Annotated in this window: 14 protein-coding genes and 2 pseudogenes; 4 read left to right on the top strand and 12 right to left on the bottom strand. The window is 55.4% G+C overall.

Going from position 1 to position 12,574, the window contains the following annotated elements; all coding sequences use genetic code 11:
• The first annotated feature begins 18 nt into the window (after positions 1 to 18).
• Positions 19 to 1,527, top strand: coding sequence for a tripartite tricarboxylate transporter permease (locus VQ830_RS19895; RefSeq protein WP_337269890.1), 1,509 nt, complete (start codon positions 19 to 21; stop codon positions 1,525 to 1,527).
• 57 nt (positions 1,528 to 1,584) lie between these two features.
• Positions 1,585 to 2,772: an alpha-hydroxy acid oxidase gene (locus tag VQ830_RS19890; protein WP_337269889.1), complete on the top strand. Its 1,188-nt coding sequence runs from the start codon at positions 1,585 to 1,587 to the stop codon at positions 2,770 to 2,772.
• A gap of 168 nt (positions 2,773 to 2,940) precedes the next feature.
• Here the strand turns inward: VQ830_RS19890 and VQ830_RS19885 are convergent, their stop codons facing one another.
• The 6 genes from VQ830_RS19885 to VQ830_RS19860 all read right to left on the bottom strand — a co-directional run bounded on the left by VQ830_RS19885 (position 2,941) and on the right by VQ830_RS19860 (position 6,534).
• Complete coding sequence (locus VQ830_RS19885; RefSeq protein WP_337269888.1) at positions 2,941 to 3,096, bottom strand: hypothetical protein; 156 nt, start codon at positions 3,094 to 3,096, stop codon at positions 2,941 to 2,943.
• 32 nt (positions 3,097 to 3,128) lie between these two features.
• Entirely contained in the window at positions 3,129 to 3,467 is a 339-nt protein-coding gene (locus VQ830_RS19880; protein ID WP_438618353.1) for a type II toxin-antitoxin system TacA family antitoxin, read from the bottom strand.
• A 121-nt stretch (positions 3,468 to 3,588) separates the two neighbouring features.
• Complete coding sequence (locus VQ830_RS19875; protein WP_337269887.1) at positions 3,589 to 4,620, bottom strand: aldo/keto reductase; 1,032 nt, start codon at positions 4,618 to 4,620, stop codon at positions 3,589 to 3,591.
• A 723-nt stretch (positions 4,621 to 5,343) separates the two neighbouring features.
• A complete protein-coding gene (locus tag VQ830_RS19870; protein ID WP_337269886.1) occupies positions 5,344 to 5,559 on the bottom strand; it encodes a hypothetical protein in 216 nt (71 codons plus the stop codon).
• Entirely contained in the window at positions 5,552 to 6,358 is an 807-nt protein-coding gene (gene xth, locus VQ830_RS19865; protein ID WP_337269885.1) for an exodeoxyribonuclease III, read from the bottom strand. Before xth ends, VQ830_RS19870 begins: the two co-directional genes overlap by 8 nt.
• Entirely contained in the window at positions 6,355 to 6,534 is a 180-nt protein-coding gene (locus VQ830_RS19860; protein WP_337269884.1) for a hypothetical protein, read from the bottom strand. Before VQ830_RS19860 ends, xth begins: the two co-directional genes overlap by 4 nt.
• 340 nt (positions 6,535 to 6,874) lie before the next feature.
• On the opposite strand from VQ830_RS19860, the gene VQ830_RS19855 reads away from it, so the two are divergent.
• Entirely contained in the window at positions 6,875 to 7,186 is a 312-nt protein-coding gene (locus VQ830_RS19855; RefSeq protein WP_337269883.1) for a hypothetical protein, read from the top strand.
• Positions 7,187 to 7,302: 116 nt separating this feature from the next.
• Here the strand turns inward: VQ830_RS19855 and VQ830_RS19850 are convergent, their stop codons facing one another.
• Positions 7,303 to 8,163: an NAD(P)-dependent oxidoreductase gene (locus tag VQ830_RS19850; RefSeq protein WP_337269882.1), complete on the bottom strand. Its 861-nt coding sequence runs from the start codon at positions 8,161 to 8,163 to the stop codon at positions 7,303 to 7,305.
• A gap of 663 nt (positions 8,164 to 8,826) precedes the next feature.
• On the opposite strand from VQ830_RS19850, the gene VQ830_RS19845 reads away from it, so the two are divergent.
• Positions 8,827 to 9,855, top strand: a complete 1,029-nt coding sequence (locus VQ830_RS19845; RefSeq protein ID WP_337269881.1) for a porin — start codon at positions 8,827 to 8,829, stop codon at positions 9,853 to 9,855.
• 745 nt (positions 9,856 to 10,600) lie between these two features.
• Here VQ830_RS19845 and VQ830_RS19835 read toward each other — a convergent pair.
• The 5 genes and pseudogenes from VQ830_RS19835 to VQ830_RS19815 all read right to left on the bottom strand — a co-directional run bounded on the left by VQ830_RS19835 (position 10,601) and on the right by VQ830_RS19815 (position 12,507).
• Positions 10,601 to 10,957, bottom strand: coding sequence for a type II toxin-antitoxin system RelE/ParE family toxin (locus VQ830_RS19835; RefSeq protein WP_337269880.1), 357 nt, complete (start codon positions 10,955 to 10,957; stop codon positions 10,601 to 10,603).
• 66 nt (positions 10,958 to 11,023) lie between these two features.
• A pseudogene (locus tag VQ830_RS19830) lies at positions 11,024 to 11,268 on the bottom strand (type II toxin-antitoxin system ParD family antitoxin).
• Between the two features lie 156 nt (positions 11,269 to 11,424).
• Complete coding sequence (locus tag VQ830_RS19825) at positions 11,425 to 11,847, bottom strand: type II toxin-antitoxin system VapC family toxin (RefSeq protein WP_337269879.1); 423 nt, start codon at positions 11,845 to 11,847, stop codon at positions 11,425 to 11,427.
• On the bottom strand, positions 11,844 to 12,098 hold the full coding sequence (locus VQ830_RS19820) for a type II toxin-antitoxin system Phd/YefM family antitoxin (RefSeq protein WP_337269878.1): 255 nt from the start codon (positions 12,096 to 12,098) through the stop codon (positions 11,844 to 11,846). Before VQ830_RS19820 ends, VQ830_RS19825 begins: the two co-directional genes overlap by 4 nt.
• A 122-nt stretch (positions 12,099 to 12,220) precedes the next feature.
• Positions 12,221 to 12,507 (bottom strand): annotated as a pseudogene (locus VQ830_RS19815) (type II toxin-antitoxin system RelE/ParE family toxin).
• Between the last annotated feature and the right edge of the window lie 67 nt (positions 12,508 to 12,574).

The raw sequence follows: 12,574 nt of genomic DNA, 5'->3' as shown, positions 1-12,574 counted from the left end.
CGTCAGGAAGGAACTCAAATGGATTTTCTCCACTACCTCGTGCTCGGCTTTTCCGAAGCACTAACGCCGACAAATCTTCTGTTCTGTTTTATCGGGGCTTTGCTTGGCACTCTGATCGGTGTTTTGCCCGGCATTGGACCGACGGCGACAGTCGCTATTTTGCTACCGGTGACGTTCTTCCTGCCGCCTCTTGCGGCCCTGATCATGCTCTCGGGTATCTTCTACGGCGCCCAATACGGCGGGTCGACGACGGCAATCCTCGTCAACCTTCCAGGTGAAGCCTCGGCAGTGGTAACCGCCATCGATGGTTACCAGATGGCCCGCAAGGGACGTGCAGGTGCGGCGCTTGCAATAGCCGCACTCGGTTCATTCTTTGCCGGCACCGTCGCCACGATTGGTCTTGCCGTCGCCGGCCCGACCCTCTCCTCTTTCGCCCTCTCATTCGGGCCGGCCGAATATGTTTCGCTTTGTATCTTCGGCCTTCTGGCCGCGACGATCCTCGCGCATGGGTCCGTCATAAAGGCGATCGGCATGGTTTGCCTGGGGTTGGTGCTCGGCATGGTGGGCATCGACGTCAGCAGCGGGGCGACGCGGCTCACCTTTGGCTCAACGGAACTCTACGATGGCATAGACTTCGTTGTCATCGCCGTTGGCCTGTTTGGCGTTGCGGAAATCGCTAGTAACCTCGAATTCAAGGAGACTCGCGGCATTCTACAAAGCACCATCGGCCGTCTCTGGCCGACGAAGCAAGAGTTTAAAGAAAGCTGGGGGGCCGTTCTCCGCGGTACGGCAGTCGGAACCATTCTTGGCGTTTTACCCGGTGGTGGAGCAACGCTCAGCGCATTCAGCGCCTATTCCGTTGAAAAAAAGATCTCTCGCACGCCAGAGAAGTTCGGACACGGCGCCATTGCCGGCGTCGCCGGGCCGGAGTCCGCCAACAACGCAGGGGCGCAGGCCTCGTTCATTCCCCTTCTGACGCTTGGCATTCCCTCGAACTCGATCATGGCGATGATGCTTGGCGCCATGACCATTCACGGCATCACGCCAGGCCCGTCGGTCATCCACAACCAGCCTGGGCTCTTCTGGGGTCTGATCGCTTCAATGTGGCTCGGTAACGCAATGCTGCTGATAATCAACCTGCCGCTGATCGGGATCTGGGTGCGTCTTCTCAAAGTGCCTTATCGGCTGCTTTATCCGGCGATCTTGCTGTTCTGTTGTATCGGTGTGTATAGCGTCAACAACCGCGGCTTTGACGTGGCCTTGGTCATCTTGTTCGGTGTGTTGGGTTACGTCCTGCGCAAGGCAAAATGTGAAGCCGGTCCGCTGCTTCTCGGCTTCGTTCTCGGACCTCTGCTCGAAACCAACCTGCGCCGCGCTCTGCTTTTGTCTCAGGGCGATCCGCTCGTGTTTTTCGAACGGCCGATCAGTGCAGTGCTTCTTATCGTGACAGCAGGTATGCTCTTGACGCTCATACTTCCGGCCATTCGCAAAAGCCGCAAGGAAGCGTTTGAGGCCAGCGAAGACTGACGAGCCCACGCTCCGCAACTGCCTTGCGGAGCACCCATCCAAGGACGCAAGCCTATCATGACGACATCGAACGCGAGCAGATCACGCCGTTCAAGACGCTTGCTGCAGAGCGTCCTGTCTCTCGACGACTTCGAGGTGCATGCACGAAAGCACCTCCCCAAGCCGCTTTACGGTTACATCGCTGGAGCTAGCGAAACGAATGCCTCTTTGAAGCGAAACGCAAAGGCCTTCGATGCCTATTCTTTCCAAACACGAGTCCTTCGGGATGTCTCCAGCAGGAGCATGAAAACAAGATTGCTTGGTCAAACGTACGAAGCGCCGTTTGGCATCGCTCCGATGGGGATCAGTGCGTTGATGGCTTACCGAGGTGACCTCGTGCTAGCCAAAGGCGCAGAAGAATCCGGCATCCCGATGATTATGAGCGGATCATCCTTGATCCGGCTGGAGGACGTCGCGGCAGCAGCACCGCGAACCTGGTTTCAGGCTTACCTGCCGGGCGAAGCCGACCGCATAGCCGCGCTTGTCGACCGCGTCGCCAATGCCGGTTTTGGGACACTCGTCCTTACTGTCGATACGGCAGCACTGGCGAACCGCGAAAACAACATCCGCTCGGGATTCTCGACCCCGCTGCGCCCAAGCCTGCGTTTAGCATGGGAAGGAATTTCGCATCCACGCTGGACTGTGGGAACTTTTCTTCGCACCATCGCGCGACACGGCGTTCCGCATTTTGAAAATTCCTACGCGACGCGCGGCGCACCGATCATCGCCTCGAACGTCATGCGCGATTTCGGGCGCAAGGATCACTTGAACTGGGCGCATCTTGAGCAGATCCGTCAACGCTGGAAAGGGCATCTGGTCGTCAAGGGTATTCTTCATCCAGATGACGCCGTGTATGCCGCTGACCTCGGGGCGGATGCGGTCATTGTTTCTAACCACGGCGGACGCCAACTTGATGGCGCAATCGCACCGCTTAAAGCCTTACCGCCTATCGCCAGGCGCATCAATGGACGCATCCCCGTCATGATTGACGGCAGCTTCAGGCGCGGCACCGATATCATCAAGGCGCTCGCGCTTGGGGCTGATTTCGTCTTCGTCGGGAGACCGTTCCTTTATGCTGCTTCAGTGGGCGGTAGGCACGGCGTCGTGAAGGCAGCGGAGATTTTGAAGAGCGAGCTTCATCGGAACATGGCGTTACTTGGCGTCACATCGATTGACGAGGTCAGCGAAGAACACATCTTTTCGTAAACTATTGTGGTTGACCTCCTCATCAAGATGGAGCTGTCGATATCGTACCCTATTGATGTTATTGGAGCTTTTGGTGGGTTCTAACTCGGTCAGTTCAATGAACTTTCACTGACGGGGTGAACTTCGGATCGAGAATAGCCGTTGCGACACACGGGTTTTCAACTGCTTTCATTCGCATGTCGGCTCTTGGCTCCATTCGACCTGCTTCTTCACACCTGGACGATGCTCGCCGATAGCGTCTACCCGTTCAACGCTTGGCGCGGGCTCGTCGACGCAGCCAATCGTCGCGTTGCGGAACGCCGGAATGAAACGCGTCCAGTTCATGATAATCGGCTGATGGAGTAGCGCAGTCAGGCTCACGCATCGTCCCGCGGCGCTTTGGTCGATATTGTGCGCTTCAACCGTTCATTCGCCTGAGCGGGTGCATCGAGGCGAGCAAGGTATCCGGTATAGACCTCGGGGCCTAACGCAAAGACGGTACGGTCCAGCAGCACTTCCTCAGCTCGGCGTTCACAAGCCTCAAACATAAAACCGGTGCGCGTCTTACCTAGCAACGCAACCGCGCGGTCGATAGGATTGCATGCCGCGGCCTTGATACGGATATCCAATGAGTCACTTGCGTTCACACTCTTGTTTGCATGACGTCGGCCGAAGTAACTCCTATGTCCCAAGGCTATCTCGTGCAGGGACACCATCGTTACAAAAGCCATAACCATGGTGTCGTTACCGATGAATTGATTCGCGCATCAAGCTCGGCCATTCCCGCTCGTAAGGGAATCAAAGCCGGAGTGGCTGCGCTTGCGATTGCTCTTTGGATCAGCGACCGCCTTCAATTTTGCGGTGTCGCTGCGCAATACCGCCGGCACCATAGGGATATTCCGACATTTGTGGTTTGCTGACGTCGCTGAGTCTGGCCAATTCCTCGTCAGTCAAAACAAGATATGCGGCGCCGAGATTATCCTTAAGCTGCTCCGTCGTGCGCGCGCCGAGGATGACCGAGGTGACGGCCGGCTGCGCAGCGAGCCAAGCCAACGCGACCTGGGCCATGGTAACTCCACGGGCCTTTGCGATGTCATCAACCGCGCCAATGATCTCCCACGTTGCCGGGCTGGCGTTGCGCTTATCGAAGGCCTCCATGCCGCGCTTTGGGTTCTCCCCTAGCCGGGTCGATCCGGTCGGCATCTGGTCGCGCTTGTATTTGCCGGAAAGCCAGCCTCCACCGAGTGGCGACCAGGGTAAAAGACCAATATCAGCGTCAATTGCCGCTGGTACGATCTCATGCTCAATATCGCGCACCAACAGGTTGTATTGCGGCTGCAGCGTTACCGGCGGTGCGTAGCCATGGCTCTTGGCCAGCCATACCGCCTTGGTCATCTGCCAGCCGAGGAAATTCGAAAAGCCGTAATATGCAATTTTGCCATTACGGACAGAGTCGTCAAGAAAACGCAGCGTCTCGTCCAGCGGCGTTAATGCGTCAAACGCATGCATCTGGTACAAATCGATATGCTCGACGCCAAGTCGTCGAAGCGAGGCATCGAGAGCCTCACGCAAATTCTTTCGTGAAAGACCGAGATGGTTCGGCCCGTCACCCATTGGGAAACGTCCCTTGGTGGTGATCACAATGTCGCGCAACACGCCCGGCTTGCTCTTGAGCCACCGCCCAACGATTTCCTCCGATAGGCCCGCGCTATAGACATTGGCGGTATCGAAGAAATTTCCACCGGCAGCGAGGTACTGGTCCATCAACCGACACGACGTGGCATCATCCGATTCTGCTCCAAACGTCATGGTGCCCAAGCAATAAGCCGATACAACAGTGCCGCTGTTACCGAGTTTGCGGTATTCCATCTTCCACTCCTCTTTTTTCAAAAAGCCCGTTGCAGATCATTGTCCGACAGACGCAGTCGGATTGTGTGCAAGTTGTTCGTTGTTGGTCGGCAGGTAGATGTCGCCCATCGCAATGCCACGCCCTTAGCTTGATCTTACGTTCTGCCTCGGAACCTGATTGTCATCTACGGTGCTCCTGGCACTTTGACCCTGCAGGAAACAATGACCGATTTAAGAAGTTCCCGCACCTAAAGGCGGTAGGGCAAATCCAGTAGACCGCATCGCGTCAGTGACGTAGACGCGGGAGGCGGGTCAGTCTTCATCGGTCCGACAAAGCAAACGCACATGTTAATGCGGGAGTGTCGCTGACACTGCGCTGGAGCGCGCCCTTTCTCCCTCCGCACTGCGGATTTCAATCTGTCACGAGATGTTTGCTCGATCGCGGATGTCATCCACTCTGCCGATGGTAATGCATGCTAAAGGTGCCCTGAACATTGGCCTGCGCCGCAGCGAACACGCCCACCTTACCCATCGGACCGAACCAGCGCCGCCAGTTCCCCATGCAACTACTTCGGTTCGTGTATGACCGAGGTGAACCAGCTTTCACTGTCTGTCGGTGGAGTTTTGGCCAACGCGACAGGCTTCATCCCAGGGCATCAAATTTGGCTTCAAACAATCCAAAACCTCAGGCGAGCTCGGGATGAGAATATCGTCTTTGTTCGTCCGCTGCTGCACGTGCAGACATCAAGGACGAGCCGCCGGCCAGTCGTTTGCGGGTTCTTCGATTTCAGCTTCAGATTCATCATCGGCAGGATCCGGATCGCGATCATTTTCAACCCTCAGGCGCTCAATTTCCTCGACCGCTGCCTGAAAAACATCAGCCTGTCGCGCTCCGGAAACAACCGCGCTGTCAACGAGCTTCTTAAAACCCTCTCTAAACTCTTCTCGCCAGTCAGCCATTTTTCCGTCTCCTCGTTTTGATCGCTTGGTCGGATAGCTCGATCCAAACCGGCGCGTGGTCACTCGTGTGCTCCCAGCCACGTACATGCTTGTCGACGGCGGCCTTCTTCAGCCGCTCCGCCACATCGGGGCTGAGAAGGAAATGATCGAGTCTCAGGCCTGCGTCGCGCCCGTAAGCGTTCCGGAAATAATCCCAGAAGGTGTAGATGCGCTCGCCGGGATGCAGTTCGCGCAGCGCGTCCGTCCAGCCTTGAGCGACCAGGTTGCGAAATGCTTCACGCACTTCCACGCGAAACAACGCGTCGTCCGTCCAGCGCTCGGGTTTGTAAACGTCCAGTTCCGTCGGCATGACATTATAGTCACCCACCAGAACAACGGGTACCTCCAGCTCAAGTAGTTCAGCCGCGTAGGCGTGCAGGCGCCGAAACCATCGTAGCTTGTAGTCGAACTTCGGACCCGGATAGGGATTGCCGTTCGGAAGGTAGAGGCCGCATATCACCACTCCATCAACGATCGCTTCAATATAACGGCTCTGCTCATCATCCGGCTCTCCCGGAAGACCTTTGCGCGTCAGGTGCGGCTCCTGCCCGCGCGCGAGGATTGCAACCCCATTCCAAGATGTCTGGCCATGCCAGATCGCGCCATAGCCGGCATTCTCGATCGCTTTGATGGGAAACTTTGCATCCGGCGCTTTCAACTCCTGCAGAACGACGATATCGGGCTCAGCCTCGTCCAGCCACCGCAGCAGCACTTCCAGGCGACCGTTGACGCCATTGACATTATAGGTTGCGATTTTCACTTGCGCTTGTGATCGCCCCTATCGCCCTCACCGGGCTTAGCGTCATGTTCCGCTTTGTGACGCTTATCGGCGGAAAGAGATCTGCCGACATCGACGGACTCCTTGAAGCGACCTTCGGCATCGCGACGAACGTAGCGTTTGTCGGTTCCGGTATCAATGAGTTCACGCTTCGACATGCTGATCTCCCAATGTTTGTGATGCGGAAACTCTTAAAGCTATGGAAAGTTTCAGGTCCCTCCACCGACCTTGAAACGGCACGAGCAGACCCCACGATCTTAGGATGACATGAATACGGTCTAAAGGCGTTTAGCTTTGATCCTGATCGCGTCCTAAACTGCCAGCAAGAGAGCGCAGCGCATTCTGCCAACTGGCTGAACGGGCGGCGACGGTGGGCCTGACGAGACGATGAGGTTGCCGAAGCAGTCGGTGGTCTTGCGGATTGCCACATGCTCGCGCTGGAACCCGATCTCAAAACAGCGGTTGATCATCCAAGCAACCAATAGCAGGTTTTCGAAGATGCCGGATAAGTATCCCGATACGCCAGATGGGCGGTATTTTGTGGTCCGCGGCAGGTTGTGGCGTAAGAGCAATCCAGCACTAGACGAAGCCGTCCGAGAGAAGCTGGTCAAGGACCTGATGTCAGCAAGACGTGCCGTTCGCGACGCGAAGGGAGACCGTGAGGCCATCAAAGCCGCTCGGCATCGGGTAGACTTGGCAAAAACTGCTCTCGGTGAGCGCGGCGAGCCGTGGTGGGACGACGGCGCACCTGACTACAACAGATGTAAGGCGAAGAACACGCCCTATGCCGACTGGTTCGCACACCTCTAGAGGCCGGCTCAAATTAAAACGAAAGGACGCCTCGGCGGCAGCTTTACTCGGCTCACAAGTGTCGGAGACATCGATGGTAAAAGTCCCTCCCCTTTACCGCCTTCGTCAAACTCATATCAATTGATCTCGCGGTGTCTGGTTTCATCTGCAAGCATTGCTGACAGCGTCTTGGAAAGTCCGCCATCATCAGCTTGATCGGCCGCCATGCGTTTGAAAAGGCCCTCCATCCCAACGAAGATGTTAGAAGCAGGGTTATCAGGCCCGAGGAAATCGGCGATCTCCTTCATTTCAGCGATCCAGCGATAGGCCTTCGGATACATGTCCGGGATCCCCTTGGAAAACTTCGCTAACAGGTCAGCCTGACTTTCCTGCAGTTCCGCCATCAAAGCCGTATCGGCACCGTGTTCCGAGGCTGCCAGCAACATAGTGGTCGCCAGCCCAATCAGGCCTTTGCTGATACCAGCATAACACATTTTCAGTGACGAGGCCGCTCCAATAGCGTTGCCCAGCGGCCGCGCGTCGATACCATATGTTACAAGAGCGTCCACGATGTTGTTGCCACCGCCACTGATATAGAAACGCGGCCCGGACCCTCCGGCTTGAGGGGGGCCACCGATAATGCACCCGTCGAAAACCCGATCAATATTGGTGCCAAACTCGTTGGCGACCTCTGACATTGTTTCAGGCGAGATCGCGTTGCAGTCTACAAAGAATGCCGGCGGTGTCGTCTGCGACATCGCCTCTGCTACCTCTTGCGCAACTTTCAGAGCTTCAGCGGGCGGGACGATCGATAAAATGAAGTCCGCCTTTACCAGCACAGCCAGATCCACATCTTTAATGCCTTTCGCTAGAGCTCGTTGACGTGTTTGAGGGGAGCGCCCCTTCAACGTGGTCACGACCTCAGCACCCGACCTGAAGAGTGTCTCTGCCACAGCGCTGCCCATGGCCCCCATCCCGATAACGGCGATACGTTTCATTTGATGAACCCCTTTGATGATCGTTCGAGGTGTCGATGAGTGTAAGTAACCCGGAAGTTGGAACAGCACGACGATGATACTGTCGTATGCGGTGAGATGGACGAATGGCGAGCGAAGGCAATAGACGTTGTCATCACGACTTCGAAGGTTTCCAACCTGAGCATCTGGACGATTGCAAATCAGCCTCTGCCGAAAGAAGAGGTGATGATGTATACCGGAAATCCTCGGAATTGGCGGAAACATGATCTTCCTGACCGTTTCTCAGCGCTGCCCAACTGGTGCTGACATGCCAGCCGTTATGCCCTCCCCGATGAAAGCCAAAAGCTTTTGCGACTGAAGGAAAGTCCGCCAGTCTTGCGTGATGGGCGGTGGCAAGCTGAAACTCGCTTCCGGTTATCTCCCTGAAATAATTAGGGAACTAATGGCCCAGTTTATCATCGCGCGATGCGTGACATGGAACTGTGGCGAAGTGGCAACGTCACAAATCTGTATCAATAGAATCTTTGACAGATCGGCTATGAATATCGTTTACCTCACTACGCACATCACGAGTTTGTGAAGTGTACTTGGGGTGTTAGGAGCAGAGGGGCAACGTCTTCTCCTGACGGCATATTTTCCTGAGATAATATTTAGATTTGAATCGAAACTTGCATTGGAGAAACCATGCGCATTAAGAGCCTTCTGCTCGGCTCCGCGGCTGCCCTGGCAGTCGTATCCGGCGCTCACGCTGCCGACGCTATCGTCGCTGCTGAACCGGAAGCTGTTGAATATGTTCGCGTCTGCGACGCGTACGGCACCGGCTACTTCTACATCCCAGGCACCGAAACCTGCTTGAAGATCGACGGTTACGTCCGTTTCGAAGCTGACTTCGCTCGCGGTGTTGCCGGCGGGTTCGGTAACGGTTCGGACTACGACGCCTTCACGCGCGCTCAGCTGCAATTCACTGCAAAGAGCGACACGGAATATGGCGTTTTGACCGGCCTTATCGCCCTGCGTACGAATGCTGACTCTGCTTCGAACCGTGGTACGTTCATCGACGTTGCTTACCTCGACATCGCAGGCCTCCGCGCTGGCTACTTCTACAGCTGGTGGGACGACGGCCTCAGCGGCGAAACGGACGACCTGGCAAGCCACTCGACGAACCACAACTCGATCCGTTATCAGTATGAGTCTGGCGACTTCTATGCTGGTATCTCGGTTGATGAGCTGGAAGGCACCACCTACGGCGGTGGCGTTGGCACGCGCACCAACAATCTCGGCGTTGCCGGTGCAGTTGGCGGTAAGGCTAGTGGCTTCACCTATCAGGTCACTGGCGGCTATGACACCGACACCGAAGAAGGTGCAGTTCGCGGCATGATCACTGCTGATCTCGGCCCCGGCACGCTCGGCCTCGCCGGCGTTTGGGCAAGCGGCGCCAATGCATACTACGACAACTCCGAATGGGCTGTCGCTGCAGAATACGCCATCAAGGTAACGGACAAGTGGAAGATCACGCCTGCCGCTCAGTACTATGGTCACTACGGCCTGGTATCCAAGGGCGACTTCTCTGATGACAACGCTTGGAAGGCTGGCGTAACGCTCGACTACCAGATCGTCGACAACTTCTATGCCAAGGCAACTGTCAACTACAAGAAGGTTGAAAACAGCGAAGGTCAGACGACCGGCTACTTCCGTCTGCAGCGTTCGTTCTAATCAAATTTTGTAGACGTACGCACGATTCCCACGGCTGCGTCTGCATTTTTGATTTGTAGCGAATTGGCTTACACATCATTGTCACGATCCGAATTGACCTCCGATCTGTGACAGAAAGGGTTCGGGATCTCCCGGATCCTTTTTAACCACAACCCGATGTTAATCGCATAATGCTGTATCCGGGTCTGCCTGAAAGGCTATCACTTAGTCTGACGGCACCAGCGGCATTCTCGTTTGCGATGACTAAGATGCATGAAAGCTGCTTGAACAACGAGCAGTGAATTGTCGGCCTAATCTCGAAAATCGAAGGCCTGCCATGCCCCGGCAGGCCTTTTTCTGCGACAAGATGGTAGGCGGTTGTCAACGGTGATTGCCGTCATCAATCTATTTCGAGGATCTCACTCGGAACCAGAAGTTTTCAAGCGAGCGCCATCCTGTGGCTAACGCTTTCGGAATTCATCTTGATCTCTGCTCTGACCCTCAGCTTCGCTGGTCAATAATTCGTGCGATCAAGCGTAACCGAAACGCTTTGGTAAACGGAGTTAGACAATTTCTCATAAATGACTCCACGAAGCGTGGCCTAAGGCTGCTGAATATTAGTCCCGGGAAATGCTGGAGTGGATCGAGGCTGAACCGTTCTGGCTCCCAAGTCCAGAATTCGCAGCTGTATTCGTAAGGTATCGGGCCTCTGGATTTCTTCAGTCGGCGGCAGAAATTTTAGCCGTCCACAAAGTCGTTCAAGTGCCTAGCCGGCGAAAATATCAGGAAGACAAGCGCTTAACAGGCTTTCAGCAGTCCAAAGCGAATCGCTGACAACAAAATTGAGCCATAACCACCTCGTTATCGCAACGTGGACGCGTGGAACTGCTAATTTAGTCGTCGCTGCCACCCCAATCTTCATGACCGTGGCCCGGATAACGAACACAATGCCACCCTCGCAGACGCTATAGACGATGAGATATGCCTTAAAGGGTTGGACTCGTACAGGAGGTCGGATTTCGAGGCGTTCTCGCGCCAACTTTGGCTGGCGAGCAATCAGTCCGATCGTCTCAAACAGTTCATCGTGGTAACGCCGCAGATGAGTTGTACCGAAGTTGCGCACCCCATAGTCACCGGTTCTGATGATGTCTTCTTCTGCCTCAGCAGAAACAACATAGCGCCATCTGGTTTAGTCGCTGACTTCAGCGCGGGCGGCCGCGACCTTGAATAACTCGTCACTCGTTCGGTTGCCAATTCCACTCGCAACGCCTTCGTTCACATCGCGCTGCATACCAGCGATTTCGTCGGCGCGGATTTGATCCCTGCGAATAAGATCGCGCATATAGTCGCTGGCGTTCGAATAGCGCCCGGTCTTAGTTTGCGTTTCAACCATTCCTGCATAGGATTGGGGAGAGAAACATTTAAAGTTGCCAAAGGGACCTCCAAGTGAGGCCAGTATTTAAGACCATGGCAAAGTTTGTAAGTACGTCGTTCAACGGCTAGTTTCAGCCGCCACTATCCGATCTCAAAAAGGTTCTGGGCAACATGATGATCTTTGGGCAGTGGACATCACGGTGCCATCGCCCGATTTCATTCTTGCCACGGGTCGATGACGATCGCACCGGTTTGATCGAAATCCTGAATATTACGAGTGACCACAGTTAGGCCGTGAACCAGCGCGGTGGCAGCTATCAATGCATCAGCCTCGTTGCGGCAGTCTGGAATATGTAAGTGGGCACAACGCGTCGCTACCGCGTCATCGATTGACAGAATTCGCTCGGCGAACTCAGGGCGAACACGAGTATCCATCCAACCCCGCAAGCGAGAACCTTGGGCAGCGTCGCGACGCTGAATGCTTACTATCCCGCGCTCTATCTCTAGGATCGTAATTGCGGAAATGAACAAATCATCGGAATTTTGCCCACCGACCCACTTCGTCACATTGGCATCTGCTTTGCCGTCTCCAACTTTGCGTAGCTCAGAGACGACGTTTGTGTCTAGAAGGTACTTCAAGATAGATCGACCTCGCGGGGTGCAATTTCCGTTCGTGGTGGATCCAGTTCGATCCCCGACAAACCAGGCATTGAAAGAGCATCGACGAGATTCCGGCGCCTGCCGGTCAGACGCTCAAATTCGCTGTATGTCATCAGAACATGGGACGGCCTCCCGCGATCTGTAATAACCACGGGTCCTTTTTGTGCCGCCTTTTTTGCCCTACTGACGTCGTGGTTCAACTCCCGGCTAGACAAACTTGTGATGCTCATAGAAAACCTCGTTGTAGGAATGTACCTACATACAGAATATTCTCGCCTGTGCAGCAATGTCCAAGATGGCTCGCCCTTGAAGGGATCTGAACCCGTGGCCCTGGGCGAACGCAATCATCAGCTTAGTGGCAGCTGTCTGGCCATGCCTGCGCGCCATGGAGTACGCGAAGAATTCGAACTGTTGCCTCAGTGATCGCATAGGCGGCGACGTAAGGCGTACCATTGATGACAAGTTCGCGTGTCCCGGCAATTCTACCCACGCGCCCACTGGCAGGAAAACGAGCAAGCGCCGGGCGGCGGATACTATCCGTTCATCGATCAGTATCGCTGCCGCAGGATTATCTGCCTCAATGTGTGTGAAAATAGCATCGCGATCGGACAACGCAAACGCAGCCCAAGTCAGTTTCACGTTTCTGGCACACCAGCTTTAAGGCGGGCCGCCGCTCGACGTGTGGCAAAGTGCGCCTCGACCTCGT

Source organism: Oryzifoliimicrobium ureilyticum (assembly GCF_037199735.1).
GTDB classification, from domain to species: Bacteria; Pseudomonadota; Alphaproteobacteria; order Rhizobiales; family Rhizobiaceae; genus Rhizobium; species Rhizobium ureilyticus.
Note: the sequence above shows the minus strand (reverse complement) of the source record. Positions and strands in the feature narration are given on the sequence as shown.

Bases quoted from the DNA above. Each gene is read 5' to 3' on its own strand.
- VQ830_RS19895 (WP_337269890.1), top strand. From the start codon at position 19: ATGGATTTTCTCCACTACCTCGTGCTCGGCTTTTCCGAAGCACTAACG.
- VQ830_RS19890 (WP_337269889.1), top strand. From the start codon at position 1,585: ATGACGACATCGAACGCGAGCAGATCACGCCGTTCAAGACGCTTGCTG.
- VQ830_RS19885 (WP_337269888.1), bottom strand. From the start codon at position 3,096: ATGAACTGGACGCGTTTCATTCCGGCGTTCCGCAACGCGACGATTGGC.
- VQ830_RS19880 (WP_438618353.1), bottom strand. From the start codon at position 3,467: ATGGTGTCCCTGCACGAGATAGCCTTGGGACATAGGAGTTACTTCGGC.
- VQ830_RS19875 (WP_337269887.1), bottom strand. From the start codon at position 4,620: ATGGAATACCGCAAACTCGGTAACAGCGGCACTGTTGTATCGGCTTAT.
- VQ830_RS19870 (WP_337269886.1), bottom strand. From the start codon at position 5,559: ATGGCTGACTGGCGAGAAGAGTTTAGAGAGGGTTTTAAGAAGCTCGTT.
- VQ830_RS19860 (WP_337269884.1), bottom strand. From the start codon at position 6,534: ATGTCGAAGCGTGAACTCATTGATACCGGAACCGACAAACGCTACGTT.
- VQ830_RS19855 (WP_337269883.1), top strand. From the start codon at position 6,875: ATGCCGGATAAGTATCCCGATACGCCAGATGGGCGGTATTTTGTGGTC.
- VQ830_RS19850 (WP_337269882.1), bottom strand. From the start codon at position 8,163: ATGAAACGTATCGCCGTTATCGGGATGGGGGCCATGGGCAGCGCTGTG.
- VQ830_RS19845 (WP_337269881.1), top strand. From the start codon at position 8,827: ATGCGCATTAAGAGCCTTCTGCTCGGCTCCGCGGCTGCCCTGGCAGTC.
- VQ830_RS19820 (WP_337269878.1), bottom strand. From the start codon at position 12,098: ATGAGCATCACAAGTTTGTCTAGCCGGGAGTTGAACCACGACGTCAGT.